The 16,883-nt window shown below is 74.3% G+C and carries 14 protein-coding genes and 1 pseudogene; 12 read left to right on the top strand and 3 right to left on the bottom strand.

Annotated elements, in window-relative coordinates; genetic code table 11:
* Nucleotides 1–259: 259 nt before the first annotated feature.
* Nucleotides 260–1,468, bottom strand: coding sequence for an MFS transporter (locus Ari01nite_RS26090; protein WP_203784789.1), 1,209 nt, complete (start codon nucleotides 1,466–1,468; stop codon nucleotides 260–262).
* 324 nt (nucleotides 1,469–1,792) lie between these two features.
* Between Ari01nite_RS26090 and Ari01nite_RS26085 the strand changes: the two genes are divergently transcribed.
* Nucleotides 1,793–3,133 (top strand): carbohydrate-binding protein, encoded by a 1,341-nt coding sequence (locus Ari01nite_RS26085; protein ID WP_239163035.1) that lies wholly within the window; start codon nucleotides 1,793–1,795, stop codon nucleotides 3,131–3,133.
* A gap of 52 nt (nucleotides 3,134–3,185) precedes the next feature.
* Here Ari01nite_RS26085 and Ari01nite_RS26080 read toward each other — a convergent pair whose 3' ends face one another.
* On the bottom strand, nucleotides 3,186–4,151 hold the full coding sequence (locus Ari01nite_RS26080; protein WP_203784787.1) for a helix-turn-helix domain-containing protein: 966 nt from the start codon (nucleotides 4,149–4,151) through the stop codon (nucleotides 3,186–3,188).
* A gap of 197 nt (nucleotides 4,152–4,348) precedes the next feature.
* On the opposite strand from Ari01nite_RS26080, the gene Ari01nite_RS26075 reads away from it, so the two are divergent.
* The 4 genes from Ari01nite_RS26075 (at nucleotide 4,349) to Ari01nite_RS26060 (ending at nucleotide 6,830) form a co-directional block, all read left to right on the top strand.
* Complete coding sequence (locus Ari01nite_RS26075; protein WP_203784786.1) at nucleotides 4,349–4,771, top strand: STAS domain-containing protein; 423 nt, start codon at nucleotides 4,349–4,351, stop codon at nucleotides 4,769–4,771.
* A gap of 6 nt (nucleotides 4,772–4,777) precedes the next feature.
* Nucleotides 4,778–5,629, top strand: a complete 852-nt coding sequence (locus Ari01nite_RS26070) for a sigma-70 family RNA polymerase sigma factor (RefSeq protein WP_239163026.1) — start codon at nucleotides 4,778–4,780, stop codon at nucleotides 5,627–5,629.
* Nucleotides 5,630–5,702: 73 nt separating this feature from the next.
* Nucleotides 5,703–6,071: a hypothetical protein gene (locus tag Ari01nite_RS26065; RefSeq protein ID WP_239163025.1), complete on the top strand. Its 369-nt coding sequence runs from the start codon at nucleotides 5,703–5,705 to the stop codon at nucleotides 6,069–6,071.
* An 84-nt stretch (nucleotides 6,072–6,155) separates the two neighbouring features.
* Nucleotides 6,156–6,830 carry a DUF6766 family protein gene (locus tag Ari01nite_RS26060; protein WP_203784783.1) on the top strand — a complete coding sequence of 225 codons (675 nt, stop codon included), beginning with the start codon at nucleotides 6,156–6,158 and terminating at the stop codon, nucleotides 6,828–6,830.
* Between the two features lie 3 nt (nucleotides 6,831–6,833).
* Here Ari01nite_RS26060 and Ari01nite_RS26055 read toward each other — a convergent pair whose 3' ends face one another.
* Nucleotides 6,834–8,240: an aldehyde dehydrogenase family protein gene (locus Ari01nite_RS26055; RefSeq protein ID WP_203784782.1), complete on the bottom strand. Its 1,407-nt coding sequence runs from the start codon at nucleotides 8,238–8,240 to the stop codon at nucleotides 6,834–6,836.
* 140 nt (nucleotides 8,241–8,380) lie between these two features.
* Between Ari01nite_RS26055 and Ari01nite_RS26050 the strand changes: the two genes are divergently transcribed.
* The 7 genes and pseudogenes from Ari01nite_RS26050 (at nucleotide 8,381) to Ari01nite_RS26025 (ending at nucleotide 16,877) form a co-directional block, all read left to right on the top strand.
* Nucleotides 8,381–10,012: a carbamoyltransferase family protein gene (locus Ari01nite_RS26050; protein ID WP_203784781.1), complete on the top strand. Its 1,632-nt coding sequence runs from the start codon at nucleotides 8,381–8,383 to the stop codon at nucleotides 10,010–10,012.
* On the top strand, nucleotides 10,009–11,208 hold the full coding sequence (locus Ari01nite_RS50965) for a glycosyltransferase family 2 protein (RefSeq protein WP_275410872.1): 1,200 nt from the start codon (nucleotides 10,009–10,011) through the stop codon (nucleotides 11,206–11,208). The genes Ari01nite_RS26050 and Ari01nite_RS50965 overlap by 4 nt, the downstream gene beginning before the upstream one ends.
* Nucleotides 11,205–12,776 carry an HAD-IIIA family hydrolase gene (locus Ari01nite_RS26040; protein WP_203784780.1) on the top strand — a complete coding sequence of 524 codons (1,572 nt, stop codon included), beginning with the start codon at nucleotides 11,205–11,207 and terminating at the stop codon, nucleotides 12,774–12,776. Before Ari01nite_RS50965 ends, Ari01nite_RS26040 begins: the two co-directional genes overlap by 4 nt.
* Nucleotides 12,773–13,699 (top strand): glycosyltransferase, encoded by a 927-nt coding sequence (locus Ari01nite_RS26035; RefSeq protein ID WP_203784779.1) that lies wholly within the window; start codon nucleotides 12,773–12,775, stop codon nucleotides 13,697–13,699. Before Ari01nite_RS26040 ends, Ari01nite_RS26035 begins: the two co-directional genes overlap by 4 nt.
* A complete protein-coding gene (locus Ari01nite_RS26030) occupies nucleotides 13,684–14,889 on the top strand; it encodes a glycosyltransferase (RefSeq protein ID WP_203784778.1) in 1,206 nt (401 codons plus the stop codon). The genes Ari01nite_RS26035 and Ari01nite_RS26030 overlap by 16 nt, the downstream gene beginning before the upstream one ends.
* A pseudogene (locus Ari01nite_RS50045) lies at nucleotides 14,889–15,455 on the top strand (D-sedoheptulose-7-phosphate isomerase); the annotation flags it as partial. The gene Ari01nite_RS26030 and the pseudogene Ari01nite_RS50045, both read left to right, overlap by 1 nt.
* Before the next feature lie 30 nt (nucleotides 15,456–15,485).
* Entirely contained in the window at nucleotides 15,486–16,877 is a 1,392-nt protein-coding gene (locus Ari01nite_RS26025; RefSeq protein ID WP_438872226.1) for a PfkB family carbohydrate kinase, read from the top strand.
* Nucleotides 16,878–16,883: the final 6 nt, after the last annotated feature.

Below are 16,883 nucleotides of genomic sequence, written 5' to 3'. Positions count from 1 at the left end.
CGCCGTGCGTGGACCGCACCACCTTGTCGTGCGCCCAGCGGTCGCGGTAGAACACGTCCGCCTGCCGCCCACCGATCTGGAACAGCGTCCGGTGATCCGCCGACACCTCACCCCGGGTGAAGAACCGCCGCGTGCCGACCAGCGCCTCGGTCAGCGGGTCGTCAAGACTCATCGTGCTCCTCCCACCGCGAGTGCGACCACCCGGTCGTGCTCGCGGGTCAGTTCGTCGATCACGGTGACGGCCTGGCCGCCGCAGTACTCACACATGGGCGGCCGTGCCCTGCCGGCGGCCCACCGCGAAGACGTCCAGCAGCAGGGCGGCCAGCGCCACGATCGCGAGCAGCACCAGGCCGAGCGCGTAGTTGCCCAGCTGGCCGTAGATCACGCCCATCACCAGCGGCGGCACGAACCCGCCCAGGCCGCCGGCCGCGCCGACCACGCCGGTGACCGAGCCGACCTGATGGGCCGGGGCCTCCTGGGCGACCAGCGCGAACGTCGCGCCGCTGCCGGCGCCCAGCGCGGCGGCCATGCCGAGGAACGCCATGGTGCCGACCGGGGCGAGGCCGGGGGTGAACGACTGCGCGACCGCGCCCGCCACCACCGACGCCAGCGACACCGCGAGCACCCGGGCCGGCGCGAACTTGTCGGAGAGCCAGCCGCCGACCGGGCGCATGATCACCGCGAGCACCACGAAGCCGGCCATCCGGTTGGCCGCGTCGGCCTGGGTCAGCCCGTACGCGGTCTTGAGGTAGGACGGCAGGTAGACCGAGAACGCCACATAACCGCCGAACGCGACCGCGTACAGCGCCGACGCCTGCCAGGTGATGCGCAGCCGCAGCGTGGCGGCCAGCCGGGCGGCGAGCGGCGCGGTCGGCACCGTGCGGCCCGGCGCGTCCCGCAGGACCGCGTACGCCACCGCCGCGTAGACGGCCAGCATGATCGCGGTCAGCACGAACGGGGTGGCGGTGCCGTACGCGTCGACCAGCTTCACCGTGGTGAGCGCGCTGATCGCGGTGCCGCCCATGCCGGCGCCGAAGATGCCGATCGCGGTCCCCCGGCGCTCCGGCGGGAACCAGGCGTTCACGAACGGGACGCCGACCGCGAACGCGGAGCCGCCGATGCCCAGGAAGAAGCCGCCGACCAGCAGGGCGGCCAGCGAGTTGTGCCCCCACAGGCCGAGAAACAGCACCGGCGCGATGGTGGTCACCGACACCAGCGGGAACATGATCCGCCCGCCGAACCTGTCGGTGAGCGCGCCCACCGGGATACGTCCCACCGAACCCACGATCACCGGCACCGCCACCAGCAGCGCCTGCTGGACGGAGGTCAGGTCGAGCGCGGTCGCGAACCGTACCGCGAGCGGGCTGAGCAGTGCCCAGGCCCAGAAGTTGACCGCAAAACCGACGGTGGCCAGGGCGAGCATCAACCCCGGGCGTCCGGCCGCCGGCCGCTGCGATGCACTGCTCATCGCCATCCCCAAGATCAGGTCAGCGCCCGGCCAGGCGTGCCGGGTCCCCCCCGTAGAGTCCCTGCCTGGACCGGCCCGCAGTAGGGCCTTTGTACCCATGACTTCCGGCCTCCTGCCACCGTTTTGCCCATTCGGACGGTCCGTGGCCCGGGCAACGGGCAGGGCCACAACGACATGGTTGACATCGCCCTGTAATACGCCGGAAATTTAAGAGAGCGCTCTCCCCCGTGCGCAGCCCGAAGAAGAAGGGCCTCGTTCATGACACTCCGAACCCGCCTCCTCGCCGTCGCCGCCGCGACCGTCACCCTCGGCGGATCGGTGGCCATGGCCGTCTCCGCCGATGCCGCCCTCCCCTCGCCCCCGTCCGGCTGGACCCAGGTCTGGGCCGACGACTTCACCGGTGCCGCCAACACCCTGCCGAACGGCGGCAACTGGATCATCGACCTCGGCACCAGCTACCCCGGCGGCCCACCGAACTGGGGCACCGGCGAGATCCAGAGCTACACGAACAGCACCAGCAACGTGTCCCACGACGGCTCGGGCAACCTGCGGATCACCCCGCTGCGCAACTCGTCCGGAGCCTGGACCTCGGCACGCATCGAGACCCAGCGCACCGACTTCAAGGCGCCGTCCGGCGGCGTGCTGCGGATCGAGGGCCGGATCCAGATGCCGAACGTGACCGGGGCCGCGGCCTCCGGCTACTGGCCGGCGTTCTGGGCACTGGGCGCTCCGTACCGTAACGACCGGTACAGCTGGCCGGCCATCGGCGAGTTCGACGTGATGGAGAACGTGAACGGCATCAACTCGGTCTGGGGCGTGCTGCACTGCGGCGTCAACCCGGGCGGGCCGTGCAACGAGACCCAGGGCATCGGCGCGAGCCGGACCTGCCCGGGTTCGACCTGCCAGTCGGCCTTCCACACGTACGCCTTCGAATGGGATCGCAGCGTCTCGCCGAACCAGCTGCGGTGGTACGTGGACGGCCAGCAGTACCACTCGGTCACCCAGACCCAGATCGGCGAGCCGCACTGGACCAACATGACCTCGCACGCCGGCTACCACATCCTGCTGAACGTGGCGATGGGCGGCGCGTTCCCGAACGGCGTCGCGGGCTCGGCCACCCCGACCGCATCCACCGTGTCCGGCCGGCCCATGCTGGTCGACTACGTGGCGGTCTACACCCGCGGCGGTGGCGGCACCACGAACCCGCCGACCACGCCGCCGACCACCGGGCCGACCACCCCGCCGCCGTCCGGCAACGTCCGGGACGCGTACGCGGTCATGCAGGCCGAGTCGTTCAACGCCCAGTCCGGGGTGATCACCGAGAACTCCAGTGAGGGCGGGCAGAACATCGCCGCCATCGCGAACGGCGACTGGGTGCAGTTCAACAACGTCGAGTTCGGAACGGGCGGCGTGCGCGACTTCGTGGCCCGGGTGGCCTCCGGTGCGGCCGGCGGGGTGAGCGGCCTGGTCGAGGTCCGGGTCGACAGCCGCAGCAACGCGCCGATCGGCAGCTTCGCCCTCGCCAACACCGGCGGCTGGCAGAGCTGGCGCTCGATTCCCGGCAACGTGTCCAACGTGTCCGGCCGGCACACCGTGTTCCTGACCTTCACCAGCGGCCAGCCGAGCGATTTCGTCAACGTCAACTGGATCCAGTTCCGCCGCTAGCCTTCCCCGGTACGGGCCGGGTGCGCCGCGCACCCGGCCCGTCGCCCGCGGGTCAGCGGTGCCGCAGCGTGGCCGAGGGGGCCAGGCCGTACGCGGCCCGGTAGTGCGCGGTGAAGCGGCTGTGGTTGTCGAAGCCCCAGCGGGCGGCCACCTCGCCGACCGTGGTGGCGGCCGGGTCGGCGGTCAGCAGTTCCCGGTGCGCGCGGGCCAGCCGCACCCGGCGCAGGTAGGCCAGCGGCGTGGTGTCGAGGTGCCGCCGGAACGTCAGTTGCAGACTGCGGATGGTGACCCGGGCGGCCGTCGCGATGTCCCTGGGACCGATGTCGCGAAACGCGTTGTCCTCGATGAACGCGACCGCCCGGCGCAGCGTGGCCGGCTGCGCATCGTGGTGGTCGGTGGCGGTGGGCTCGTCCAGGCCGTCGTGCGGGAAGGCGCTCAGCGCGGTGGCGGCCAGCAGCCGCGCCGCGTTCCCGCTGACCAGCGGCTCGCTGGCGACCGGTCCGCCGACGAGGTGGTCGCGGACGTAGTTGTAGGTGTTGGACCACCACGAGGCCGCCTCGGTCGACACCGGACGGCCGCCGGTGAACCGGACCGGGCGGGCGGCCCGGCTCGGCGCCGGGTCGGCCACCTGGGCGACGAGTTCCGGGTCGAGAAAGGCCAGTTCGAGGTCGGCGTCACCCAGAGTGGCCCGGTACGGCTGATCCGGCTGGGCGGCGACGAAGATCTCGCCGGCCCGGTCGTAGGTGCGCTCCCGGCCGCCGGTGCGGCAGGTGACCGAGCCGCCCGCCATCCGGCCGAAGCCCAGCATGCCGAACGGTGTCCCGTCGACGTCGACCGTGGTCCGGGCCGTGATCCGGTGCAGTTGTGCCGCGCCGAGCACGTGCCGGGTGAACCGGACGTGATGCCGCCCGGCCGGCACGGACAGGCGCAGCGGTCCATAGACCCCGCTCAGGAAATCCTGGGCGGCATCGACGTCCGTGGTCTCGAACACGGTGGTCGTCAAGGTGTCGGCTCTCATCAGCGGAACGCGCCGCATACCCCGGAAACGAACGTCCAACCCGGTTGGACGCGCCAAAGTTCGTGCCGATTCCCGTCCGGGCCTTCGCTGAGCGCGTAATCACCGCATACCACTTCGTATCCCGTCCTAGTCCGTTCGGTTGATTGACAACAGGATGGACGGAGGAAAAGCGGCACGTCAGCGCGGACGGGAGGATCATGATCGATTTAGGCGTTGTGGTCGTCACCGCCTCCGACGATCACACCACCCGGCTCCGGGCCAGCGGCGAATTCGACCGGGACAACCGGCACCTGCTGGCCGCCGCGGTGCAGCGTGCCCTGGACGGCGGACATACCACCGTGATCCTCGACTGCCGCCGGGTCACCTTCATCGACGCCGCGGTCGTGTCCGCTCTGCTGACCGAGATGCAACAGGCCGCCGAGCGGGGTTGCCGGCTCCTCCTGATCAACGTCCGGGGCGAAGTCGACCGGGTGCTCCGGCTGACCGGCACCGCGGCGGCCCTCTGCGGCCCGGCAGCGTCCCTCGGCTGGAACGCCTGGGCCCACCCGTTGCTCGGGCGGCTCCGGCGCACCCTCACCGCCCCCCGTCCCCGCCCTGCCCGGCCGCAACTCGAGAGGTAGGTGCACGTGATAACCCAGTCATCCCGCCCGGCGGACGGTGGACCCGAAGCCGATCTGGACGCCATCGCGACCACCTACGCCACCAACGTCGCGTCCGCCACCGCGCGGGAACAGTGCCGGATGCGCGACGAGTTCACCACCTACTGCCTGCCGTTCGCCCGGCGCCTGGCCGGCCGGTACCGCGGCCGCGGCGAGACTCTCGAGGATCTCGAGCAGGTCGCCCGGCTTGGCCTGGTCAAGGCCATCGCCCGGTACGACCCGGCGCGCGGCTCGTTCACCTCGTACGCGCTGACCACCGTGATCGGCGAGCTCAAGCGGCACTTCCGGGACACCACCTGGACCGTGCACGTGAGCCGCCGCCTGCAGGACCTCGGCCTTGAGGTCCGCCGGGCCGGCGGTGCGCTGTCCGCGTCCCTGGCCCGCACCCCGACCACCGAGGAGATCGCCGAGCACCTGCGGGTCCCGGTGGCCGACGTCCGGGACGCGATCCGCTCGTCGGCCTGCTACTGGGTCGCCTCGCTGAACGCCCCGGCCGCCACCGACCAGAAGGCCGAACTCGGCGACCTCATCGGCAGAGCCGACCCGATGCTCGAGACAGTCGACGACCGGATCACGGTCGCCGGTCTGGTCCGCCTGCTGCCGGAGCGGGAGCAGGTCATGATCGCGATGCGGTTCTCCGGCAACTGCAGCCAGTCCGAGATCGCCGCGGTGCTGGGCGTCTCGCAGATGCAGGTGTCCCGGCTGCTCAGCGCCGCGCTGGCCTGGCTGCGCGAGGCCATGCTCAACGACCACCTGCCGCCCCGGCGGGTGTCCACCGGCCGCGCGATCGCCCACATTCCCCTGGCGGCGGCCGCGTAACGCGGAGGAGCCCGCGTGAATCTGCACCGATCGGGGAATGTCACGTGGTGTGAAACGGTTACCGCTACTCCTCGTGTGTCTTGCGGTGCTGCCGGTCGCCGGCTGTGGCTCGGTCGACCGGCGGGCCGACGCGGCGGCCGCGGTGGCGGAGCAGCTCCGGCGGGCGGTCGCGAACGGTGACGGCGTAGCCGCCTGCGCACTGCTCGCGCCCTCGGCCGTGGCCGAACTCGAACCGGCCTGCCCCGAGGCCGTCATCGACGAGGACCTGCCCACCACCGGAGCGGTCCGCGGCGCCGACGTCTACGGTCAGTGGGCGCAGGTCCGGCTGGACGACGACACGGTGTTCCTGGCCGCCTTCGGAGGCGGATGGCGGGTGGTGGCGGCCGGCTGCCGGTCGCGGGGCGAGGCCGAGCCGTACGACTGCACGGTCCAGGGCCGGTGACCCGATGCGTCTGATGTTCATCCTGTTGTTGCTGGTGGTCGGCGGAGGCCTGGCCTACGTCATCACGCTCGGGGTGTTGCACCGATGAGGCGCCGGCTGCGGGACAACGCGCTCGGCCTGGTCTTCGGCCTGCTGTTCCTGGTCGTGCTGGCCGCGCAGGCGCTCGCCGGGCACGCCGACTACAACCAGCAGCAGGTCACCGAGGGCCTGGAGCCGATCTCGCTGGCCCGCTACGTCACCTCCGCCAGCTTCGGCGTCGACGTCGCGGAGAACTGGCAGTCCGAATACCTCCAGTTCTTCCTGTTCATCTACCTCACGGTCTGGCTGCTGCAGCGCGGCTCGCCGGAGTCCAAGCCGCTGGACCGGCCCGGGCGGGAGACCGACAAAGAGCAAAAAGTTGGGCCGTACGCCGACGACGACTCGCCCCGCTGGGCCAAGCTCGGCGGCGTCCGGCTGTGGTTGTTCGCCAACTCGCTCGGGCTGGTGATGGGCCTGATCTTCGTGCTGTCCTGGCTGGCCCAGTCGATCGCCGGGGTGGCCGCGTTCAACGAGGAACAACTCGGCAACCTGCAGGACCCGGTCACCTGGAGCCAGTATCTAGCCGAACCGGACTTCTGGAACCGGACCCTGCAGAACTGGCAGTCCGAACTGCTGGCGGTGGCCTCGATGGTGATTTTGTCGATCTATCTGCGGCAGCGCGGGTCACCACAGTCCAAGCCGGTCGGGACCGCGAACACCGCGACCGGCATCGAGGGCTGACCCTCACCACCCGCCGTACGGGGCCTCGACGTGCACGGCCTTGGTCACGGTCATCTCGTCGAGCAGTTCCGGCCCGTACCCGAAACCCTGCCCGCTGCCCCGGCGTGGATGCGCGGCACCGGCCGGTGCCCCGCCGAACACCGCGTTGACCTTGACGGTGCCGGCCGGCAACTCCCGCCAGGCCCGCTGCGCGTGGCTCATCGAACCGGTCAGCACGGTCGCGGCGAGCCCGTACGGCGAATCGGCGGCCCGCCGCAGTGCCTCGTCGAACGAGTCGACCGCCACCACCGGCGCGACCGGCCCGAACGTCTCGTCGCGCAGCACCGCCATCTCGTCGGTGCAGCCGGCCAGCACGGTGGGCGGGTACCAGGCGCCCGGACCGGCCGGTATCTCGCCGCCGCGGAGCACCCGGGCGCCGTCCTTGCGGGCCCGCCGCACCTGATCGTCGACCAGGTCGCGGTGCCGGCGGTCGACCAGCGGACCGAGCCGCGGCCGCCACTGCTCCGCCTCGGCGGCCAGCGCCTCCAGGAACGGCTCCTCGCTTGTGCGGTCACAGTAGATCCGCTCGACCGCGACGCAGATCTGCCCGGCGTTGGCGAACGCGCCGAGCGCGGCCTGCTCGGCCGCCCAGCACGGGTCCACCCCGGCGTCGACGATCAGCGGGTCGCTGCCGCCGTTCTCCAGCAGCGCCTTGGCGCCGGTGCCGGCGCAGGCCGCCGCGATCGCCCGGCCGGTGGCCGTGGAGCCCACGTGCGCCACCACGTCGACCGGCGCGGCGGCCAGCGCGGCACCCACCTCGCCGTCGCCGTTGAGCAGCCCGAACACGCCGTCCGGAAGATGCGGGGCGAGCATGTCGGCGAGCAGCCAGCCGGTCGCCGGGGTGCGCTCGCTCGGCTTCGTCACCACCGTGTTGCCGGTGACCAGCGCGGCGCCGATCAGGCCGCAGGCCACCGCGACCGGGTCGTTCCACGGGGTGATCACGGCGACCACACCGCGCGGCTGGTAGGCCATCAGGTCGATCGCGTGGTCGTTGCCGGCCAGGGTACGGCCGCGGTGCGCCGGGCCCAGTTCGGCGTACTGCCGCAGCGTGCCGGCCCCGGCCAGAACCGACTCCCGGGCCTCGCCGACCGGCTTGCCCATCTCGGCCGACGCGGCCGCGGCCAGCCGGTCGGCGCCGGCCTCGACCGCGGCGGCGGCCGCGTGCAGTGCCGCCCCGCGCGCGGCGGCGGGGGTGCGTGCCCAGTCCGGGGCCGCCGCGCGGGCGGCCCGGACCGCCATCGCGACGTCGACGGCCGACGACACCGGCACCCGGGTGACCGGCGCGTCGTCGCGCGGGTCCACGACGGTCAGTTCCCGGCCGGCGCCGCCCGGCTGCCGGCGGCCCGCGATGAGTTGCTCAACCTCGTACATGGCGCGACGCGTGCCCCACGACAACGACTTCAAACTCCGCTGTGGAGTAGGTATCAGTGCAGTTCAGCGCGCTCCGTTTTTCTTCGGAGAAGTCGACGATCAAGCGAATACCGGCCGCCGCGAGGGGTATGCGGCGCGCCATGCGAGTGCTGGGAATCAATGCCATCTTCCACGATCCGGCCGCGGCCGTGGTCGTCGACGGCCGGGTGGTGGCGGCGGCCGAGGAGGAGCGGTTCAGCCGTCGTAAACACGGCAAGCGGCCGGTGCCGTTCGCCGCCTGGGAGCTGCCCGAGCTGTCCGCCGCCTGGTGCCTGCGCGCGGCCGGGATCGAGCCCGGCGAGCTGGACGCGGTGGCCTACTCGTTCGACCCCGGGCTGTGCCGGGACGCGGCCGGCCTGGGCCTCGACGACCCCTCCGACCACCTGCGCGTCGACTACGCCCGCCGGGCACCGCAGTTCCTGGCCGCCGCGCTGCCCGGGCTCGACCCGGACCGGGTCCGGTTCGTGCCGCACCACGTGGCGCACGCGGCGTCGGCCGGGCTGTCGGTGGCCGAGGACAACGCGGTGCTGGTGCTGGACGGCCGCGGCGAGGTGGCCAGCCACCTGGCCGGCGCCTACTCCGACGGCGAGCTCGAGGTGTTCCGCACCCAGGAACTGCCGCACTCGCTCGGCCTGCTCTACGAAGACCTGACCCGGCACCTCGGTTTCCTGCACTCCAGCGACGAGTACAAGGTGATGGCCCTCGCCTCCTACGGCCGGCCGGCCTTCCTGGGGCTGCTGCGCGACCTGGTCCGGGCCACCGGTGACGGCGGCTTCACGGTCGAGCGGATCGACTGGGCGGCGCTGGCCAAGGCCCGCCCGGCCGACGGCGAGCTCACCGACGCGCACGCCGACCTGGCGGCCAGCGTGCAGGCGCGGCTCGAGGAGGTGCTGCTCGACCTGGTCCGATGGACGTACGAGGCGGCCGGCGGCCCGGCGACGCTGACCATGGCCGGCGGCACCGCGCTCAACTGCGTGGCCAACGCCCGGATCGCCGCCGAGGGCCCGTTCGAGCGGGTCTGGGTGCAGCCGGCGGCCGGCGACTCCGGCACCGCGCTGGGCGCCGCGCTCGCGGTCACGCCGGAGAAGGTCGCGCCGTTCGGTTCCGCGGCGCTGGGCCGCGGCTGGAGCGACGACGAGCTGGAGGCGGAGCTGCAGCGGGCCGCGCTGCCCTACGAGCGGCCGGCGTCGATCGCCGCGACGGCCGCCGAGGTGCTGGCCGGCAACGGCATCGTCGCCTGGTACCAGGGCCGCTCCGAGTACGGCCCGCGGGCGCTCGGGCACCGCTCGCTACTGGCCCACCCCGGCGACCCGCACACCCAGCGCCGGATGAACGACGTGAAGGGCCGCGAGCAGTTCCGCCCGATCGCGCCGATGGTCCGCGCCGAACGGTTCGCCGAGATCTTCGAGGGCGTCTGCCCCAGCCCGTACATGCTCTTCGTGCACCGGGTCCGGCCGGAGTGGCGCGAGCGCATCCCCGCGGTCGTGCACGTCGACGGCACCGCCCGGGTGCAGACCGTCCACACCGAAACCGAGCCGCTGGTGGCCGAGATGCTCACCGAGTTCGAGCGGCACACCGGCCTGCCGGTGGTCGTCAACACCTCGCTGAACACCGCGGGCCGCCCCATGGTGGACACCCCGCGCGAGGCCATGGAGCTGTTCGGCTCGGCACCGGTGGACCTGCTGGCGCTGGGCCCGTTCGCGGTCCGCCGGTCGAGGACGTTTGCCTCATGATCCCGGTGACGAGCCCGGATCGGATGCCGGTCACGATCCCGGTCACGGTCGTGGTGCCGACGGTCGGCCGGGCCAGCCTCACCCGCCTGCTCGACGTGCTGGAGACGGCGCCGGGCGACGAGATCCTGGTGGTCGACGACCGGCCGGAGCGCGACCGGCCGCTGCCCATCCCGCCCCGCTTCACCGTGCTGCCCGGCACCGGCCGCGGCCCGGCCGCGGCCCGCAACACCGGCTGGCGCGCCGCCCGGCGCGACTGGGTGGTCTTCCTCGACGACGACGTGCTGCCCGAGCCCGGCTGGCGGGCCGCCCTCGAGGCCGATCTGGCCGGCCTGCCGGACGACGTCGGCGGCGTGCAGGGTGACCTGCACGTGCCGCTGCCGGCCGACCGCCGGCCCACCGACTGGGAGCGGGTCACCGCGGGCCTGACCGACGGCGCCTGGATCACCGCGGACATGGCCTTCCGGCGGCTCGCGCTGGCCCACTGCGGCGGATTCGACGAGCGACTGCCGCGCGCCTTCCGCGAAGACGCCGAACTGGCCCACCGGGTGCACCGGGCCGGCTGGCGGCTGCACCGCGGCGACCGCCGCACCGTCCATCCGGTCCGCGCCGAGAGCCCCTGGGTCAGCCTGCGCAACCAGCGCGGCAACGCCGACGACGCGCTGCTGCGCCGCCTCTACGGCCGCTACTGGCGCCTGATGCTGGACATTCCGGCCGGCCGCCGGCACCGGCACGCCGCGGTCACCGCGGCCGGCCTGCTGGCCCTCTGCGCCGCGGCGGCCGGCCACCGCTCGGCGGCCAGGGCGGCCAGTCGGCGCTCGGTAACCGGGGCAGCCGGTCACCGCTCGGCAGCCGAGGCGGCCGGTCACCGCTCGGCAGCCGGGGCGGCCGGTCGGCGCTGGGCGGCCGGGGCAGCCGTGTGGCGCTCGGTGGCCGCGGTCGCCGGCGCCGCGTGGCTCGCCGGCACCGCCGAGTTCGCCACGGCGCGGATCGCCCCCGGCCCGCGCGACCCGCGCGAGGTGGCCACCATGCTGGTCACCAGCGCCGCCATCCCCCCGCTGGCGGTCGCGCACTGGCTGCGCGGCTGGCGCCGGTGGCGCGGCGCCCGCTCCATCCCGGTCCCACCGGTGGCGACGCGTCCCGGATTTTCCCCGGCACCACCCGCGCCGGGCGCCGACAGCACGGTGGCCGTGCGGTGAACCGCCTCTTCGACGCCGTCCTGTTCGACCGGGACGGCACGCTGATCGTCGACGTCCCCTACAACGGCGACCCGGACCGGGTGGTCCCGATGCCCGGCGCCCGCGCCGCCCTAGACCGGCTGCGCGCCGCCGGCCTGCGCCTCGGCGTGGTCACCAACCAGTCCGGCCTGGCCCGCGGCCGCTTCACCGCCGCCGACCTGACCGCGGTCAACCGCCGGGTCGAGGACCTGCTCGGCCCGTTCGACACCTGGCAGATCTGCCCGCACGACGACACGGCCGGCTGCCGGTGCCGCAAGCCCGCCCCCGGCCTGGTCGAGTCGGCCGCCGCCGCGCTCGGCACCACGCCCCGGCGCTGCGCGGTGATCGGCGACATCGGCCGCGACATGACCGCCGCCCTGGCGGCCGGCGCCGCCGGCGTCCTCGTCCCCACTCCCGTCACCAGGGCCGAGGAGATCGCCGCGGCGCCGGTGGTGGCCGGCGACCTCACCCAGGCCGTCGGCCACCTGCTGCACCGCGAGGAACTGATGCGACCCACACCGCGGTCCGGGCGGGCCGGGACCGTGCTCGTGGTGCGCTCCGACTCCGCCGGGGACGTGCTGCTCAGCGGTCCCGCCATCCGGGCCGTGGCGGCCGGGGCCGAGCGGGTGGTGCTGCTCTGCGGGCCGCGCGGGCGGGCCGCGGCCAGTCTCCTGCCCGGCGTGGACGAGATCGTCGAGTGGCGGCTGCCGTGGATCGACCCGCAGCCCGGGGTGGTCGAGCCGGACGACATCACGGCGCTCACCGAACGGCTGCGCGCGACCGGCGCCGACGAGGCCGTCGTGCTGACCTCGTTCCACCAGTCGGCGCTGCCGCTGGCGCTGGTGCTGCGGCTGGCCGGGATCGGCCGGGTCACCGCGATCAGCGAGGACTACCCGGGTTCGCTGCTGGACGTGCGGCACCGCGTACCGGAGAACCTGCCGGAACCCGAACGGGCCCGCAGCGTCGCCGCGGCCGCGGGATTCGCCCTGCCCACGGGCGACGACGGGGCGCTGCGGGTCGGTACGCCGGTCAGCCGGGTCCTGGACGGCCACGTCGTGGTGCACCCCGGCGCCAGCGTCGATGCCCGCGCCTGCCCGCCGCCGACGATGCGCCGGATCGTCGCGGCCCTGATCCTCGCCGGCCACCGGGTGCTGGTTACCGCCGGCCCGGGCGAATCCGGGCTGGCCACCGCGGTCGCCGCCGGCCGGGCCGAGGTGGTGACCCCGGCCGACCTGAGTGAGCTGGCCGCGATCCTGGCCGGCGCCGCCTGCCTGGTGGTCGGCAACACCGGCCCGGCACACCTGGCCGCCGCCGCCGGCACGCCCGTGGTCAGCCTGTACGCCCCGACCGTGCCGTACGGCAAATGGGGTCCCTACCGCGTGCCCGCCGTGCGTCTCGGCGTGCCGGACGCCGCCTGCCGGGACACCCGCGTCACCGCCTGCCCGATCGCCGGTCACCCCTGCCTGTCCACCATCGACCCGGGCGAGGTGGTGGCCGCGGTGCGGACCCTCGGCGCGCCGGTCGCCTCCCGAAACGAGATCGCCGCATGAACATCCTGCTCTGGCACGTGCACGGCTCCTGGACCACGGCTTTCGTCCAGGGCAAACACCGCTATCTGGTGCCGGTCAACGCGGAGCGCGACGAGTGGGGGCGCGGGCGGGCGCAGACCTTCACCTGGCCGGACAGCGTCGAGGAGAAGCCGCTGGCCGAGATCCGGGACGCGGACATTGCGATCGTGCAGCGGCCCGAGGAGCTCGACCGGGTGCCGCCGAGCCTGCCGGTGATCTATGTGGAGCACAATGCGCCGCGCGGGAACGTGCCCTGCACGCGGCACCCGCTGGCCGACCGGGACGACGTGATCATCGCCCACGTCACGCACTTCAACGAGCTGTTCTGGGACACCGGCGGCACCCGGACCACGGTGATCGAGCACGGCATCGTGGAACCCGCAACCCGGTGGATCGGTGAGCTGGACCGGCTCGCGGTGGTCACCAACGAGCCGATCCGGCGCGGCCGGGTCACCGGGACTGACCTGTTCGGCCGGTTCGCCGCGGTGGCGCCGCTGGACGTGTTCGGGATGGGCGTGGCCGGCCTGCGCGGCGACCGGATCGAGGCGTTCGAGGACCCACCGCAGCGGGCCATGCACCAGATGCTCGCCCGGCGCCGCGCCTACCTGCACCTGTGCCGGTGGACCTCGCTCGGGCTGAGCCTCATCGAGGCCATGCAGATGGGCATGCCGGTGATCGCCCTGGCCGGCACCGAGGCGGTGGAGGCCGTGCCGCACGACGCCGGCGTGCTGTCCACCCGGGTGGACACCCTCGTCGACGCCTGCCACTGGCTGCTCGACGACGCGGAGGCCGCCCGCCGGCTGGGCGAACGCGCCCGGCAGGTGGCGCTGGCCCGTTACGGCCTGGACCGGTTCCTCGCGGACTGGGACCGGCTGCTGGAGGAGGAAGCATGCGTATCGCGATGATCTCGGAGCACGCCAGCCCGCTCGCCGTCCTCGGCGGCGTCGACGCCGGCGGCCAGAACATGCACGTGGCCGAGCTGTCCGCGGCGCTGGCCGCGGCCGGGCACGAGATCCGGGTCTACACCCGCCGGGACAGCGCCGACCCGCCCGAGGTGGTGACGCTCACCGGCGGCGTCGAGGTGGTGCACGTGCCGGCCGGACCGCCGGTGCCGCTGCCCAAGGACGACCTGCTGCCGTACATGGGCGCGTTCGCCGAGTGGATGACCGCCGACTGGCAGCGGCATGGTCCACCGGACGTGGCACACGCGCACTTCTGGATGAGCGGCCTGGCCGCGGTCACGGCGGGCGGCCAAGGCGACGTGCCGGTGGTGCAGACCTTCCACGCGCTCGGCTCGGTGAAGCGCCGGCACCAGGGCCGCGCCGACACCAGCCCACCGCGCCGGATCGGGTACGAGCGGGCGCTCGGCCGCACCGTCGACCGGGTGGTGGTGCAGTGCCAGGACGAGATCACCGAACTGCTGCGGCTGGGCGTGCCGCGGGACCGGATGGCGCTGGTGCCGTCGGGGGTCAACACCGGGCGGTTCCGGCCGGACGGTCCGGTGGTGCCGCGCGGCATCAGCGCCCGGCGGATCCTCTCGGTGGCCCGGCTGGTCGAGCGCAAGGGCCTGGAGGACCAGATCCGGGCGCTGGCCAAGCTGCCCGGTACCGAACTGGTGGTGATCGGTGGCCCGCCGGCCGGCCGCCTGGCCTCCGACCCGTACGCCATCCGGCTGCTCGAGACGGCCCGGTCGTGCCGGGTCGACGACCGGGTCCGGCTGGTCGGAGCGGTGCGCGCCGAGGACATGCCGGCCTGGTACCGCTCGGCCGACGTGCTGGCCGCCACGCCCTGGTACGAACCGTTCGGGCTCACCGTGCTGGAGGCGATGGCCTGCGGCATCCCGGTGGTGGCGTCCGCGGTGGGCGGCCTGCTGGACACCGTGGTGGACGGGCTGACCGGCGACCTGGTGGCGCCCCGCGACCCGGACGGCCTGGTCCGGGTGCTGCGCCGGCTGCTGGCCGACGGACCCCGGCGGTTCGGGTACGGCGCGGCCGCGGTGGACCGGGCCGTGCACTCGTACGCGTGGCCCCGGATCGCCGAACGGCTCGCCGCGGTCTATGCCACGGTCGGGCAGCGGGCCGAGGCGGCGGCCTGATGGATCCCCTCGACCAGCATCTCGCCGCGCTCGGCGAGGCGATCGGCCCGTTCCGCCCGGTGGCCGCCCGCCTCGCCGACTGGGGCACCGAACTCGCCCGGCACCTGGGCACCGGCGGCCGGCTGCTGGTGGCCGGCAACGGCGGCAGTGCCGCGGAGGCCCAGCACCTGGTCGCCGAGCTGGTCGGCAAGCTGCGCGCCGACCGGGCGCCGCTGTCGGCCATCGCGCTCACCCCGGACTCCTCGGTGCTCACCGCGCTCAGCAACGACTACGGCTACGACGAGGTCTTCGCTCGGCAGGTCCGCGCCCACGGCCGGCCCGGCGACGTGCTGCTGGTGCTGTCCACCAGCGGCCGCAGCGCCAACCTGCTGGCCGCCGTGCGGGCGGCCCGGGAGTGCGGCATGCGCAGCTGGGCGATGGTCGGCCCGGGCTCGAGCCCGGTCGGCGACGCGTGCGACGAGGCGCTGCGGTGCCCGTCGCCGGAGAGCCAGGTGGTACAGGAGCTGCACCTGGTCGCGGTGCACGTCATGTGCGAGTACATCGACCTCGCCCTGCCCGAGGTGCTCGGCGGCGGGCGGCGGAAGGGGAGGATGGCCATGGACCGTCTGGTGATCGTCGGGGACACCCTGCTGGACCGGGATGTCGAGGGCGTGGTGCGGCGGATCGCGCCGGACGCACCGGCACCGGTGCTCGACGAGCAGCACGTGCACGAGCGCCCCGGCGGCGCCGGGCTGGCCGCGCTGCTGGCCGCCGCCGAGGGCCGGCCGGTCGCGCTGGTCACCGCGCTGGCCGGCGACGCCGGCGGGGCCCGGCTCAGCGCGTTGCTCACCGCGGCCGGCGTCGAGGTGCACGCGCTGCCGCTGCCCGGCGCCACCCCGGAGAAGAACCGGCTGCGCGCGAACGGGCAGGTCCTGCTGCGCCTGGACCGGGGCGGCGACCCGGTCCCGCCCGGCGACGCCCCGCCCGGGGTGCTCGACGTGCTCGGCGACGCCGCCGCCATCCTGGTCAGCGACTACGGCCGGGGCGTGTGCCAGCACCCGGCGGTGCGCGCCGCGCTGGCCGAGGCCACCGCGCCGATCGTCTGGGACCCGCACCCCAACGGCCCGCCGCCGGTGGCCGGTGTCCAGCTCGTCACCCCCAACCTTGCCGAGGTACGTGCGTTGTCCGGCGACGCCGGCAAGGGCTCGACGCTGTCCACCGCGCAGCGGGCCGGCCAGCAGCTGCGCCAGCGCTGGCGGGCCGCCGCGGTCGCGGTCACCTGCGGCGCCGAGGGCGCCGTGCTCTGCCACGCCGGCCCGACCCCGCTGGTCGTCCCGCCGGCCGAGGTCGCGACCGGAGACACCTGCGGGGCCGGCGACCGGTTCGCGGTGACCGCCACGGTGGCGCTCGCCGGCGGTGCGCTGGTGTCCGAGGCGGTGCAGGCCGCGGTGCGGGCGGCCACCGACTACGTCCGGGCCGGCGCGACGGCCGTGCTGGAACCGCCGGTGCCGCCCGCCGAGCCGGGCCGGATCGGCGCCGGGGAGGCCGGCCGGGTGATCGCCGAGGTCCGCGCCCGGGGCGGCACCGTGGTGGCCACCGGCGGCTGCTTCGACCTGCTGCACACCGGGCACCTGGCCACCCTGCGCGCCGCCCGGCAGCTGGGCGACTGCCTGGTGGTGTGCCTCAACAGCGACGCGTCGGTACGCGGGCTCAAGGGCCCGGACCGGCCGCTCACCGGCCAGGACGACCGCGCCCGGCTGCTCGCCGCGCTGGACTGCGTGGACGCGGTCGTGGTCTTCGACGAGCCGACGCCCGAGGCGGTGCTGGCCTGGCTGCGCCCGGACGTCTGGGTCAAGGGCGGCGACTACGCCGACGGCGGACCCGGCCTGCCCGAGGCCGATCTGGTGCGGCACTGGGGCGGCGCGGCCGTCGTGGTGCCCTACCTGGACGGTCACTCCACCACCCGGACCATCGCCGCGGCCCGTGCCACGGCCGACAGCAGGAGGTAATCCCCC

This window comes from Paractinoplanes rishiriensis (genome assembly GCF_016862375.1).
GTDB classification, from domain to species: domain Bacteria; phylum Actinomycetota; class Actinomycetes; order Mycobacteriales; family Micromonosporaceae; genus Actinoplanes; species Actinoplanes rishiriensis.
Note: the sequence above shows the minus strand (reverse complement) of the source record. Positions and strands in the feature narration are given on the sequence as shown.

What these genes read in the sequence shown, in the direction of transcription:
- Ari01nite_RS50965 (WP_275410872.1), top strand. Translation starts at nt 10,009, where the DNA reads ATGATCCCGGTGACGAGCCCGGATCGGATGCCGGTCACGATCCCGGTC.
- Ari01nite_RS26080 (WP_203784787.1), bottom strand. Translation starts at nt 4,151, where the DNA reads ATGAGAGCCGACACCTTGACGACCACCGTGTTCGAGACCACGGACGTC.
- Ari01nite_RS26085 (WP_239163035.1), top strand. Translation starts at nt 1,793, where the DNA reads ATGGCCGTCTCCGCCGATGCCGCCCTCCCCTCGCCCCCGTCCGGCTGG.
- Ari01nite_RS26050 (WP_203784781.1), top strand. Translation starts at nt 8,381, where the DNA reads ATGCGAGTGCTGGGAATCAATGCCATCTTCCACGATCCGGCCGCGGCC.
- Ari01nite_RS26030 (WP_203784778.1), top strand. Translation starts at nt 13,684, where the DNA reads ATGCGTATCGCGATGATCTCGGAGCACGCCAGCCCGCTCGCCGTCCTC.
- Ari01nite_RS26075 (WP_203784786.1), top strand. Translation starts at nt 4,349, where the DNA reads ATGATCGATTTAGGCGTTGTGGTCGTCACCGCCTCCGACGATCACACC.
- Ari01nite_RS26060 (WP_203784783.1), top strand. Translation starts at nt 6,156, where the DNA reads ATGAGGCGCCGGCTGCGGGACAACGCGCTCGGCCTGGTCTTCGGCCTG.
- Ari01nite_RS26035 (WP_203784779.1), top strand. Translation starts at nt 12,773, where the DNA reads ATGAACATCCTGCTCTGGCACGTGCACGGCTCCTGGACCACGGCTTTC.
- Ari01nite_RS26055 (WP_203784782.1), bottom strand. Translation starts at nt 8,240, where the DNA reads ATGTACGAGGTTGAGCAACTCATCGCGGGCCGCCGGCAGCCGGGCGGC.
- Ari01nite_RS26090 (WP_203784789.1), bottom strand. Translation starts at nt 1,468, where the DNA reads ATGAGCAGTGCATCGCAGCGGCCGGCGGCCGGACGCCCGGGGTTGATG.
- Ari01nite_RS26025 (WP_438872226.1), top strand. Translation starts at nt 15,486, where the DNA reads ATGGACCGTCTGGTGATCGTCGGGGACACCCTGCTGGACCGGGATGTC.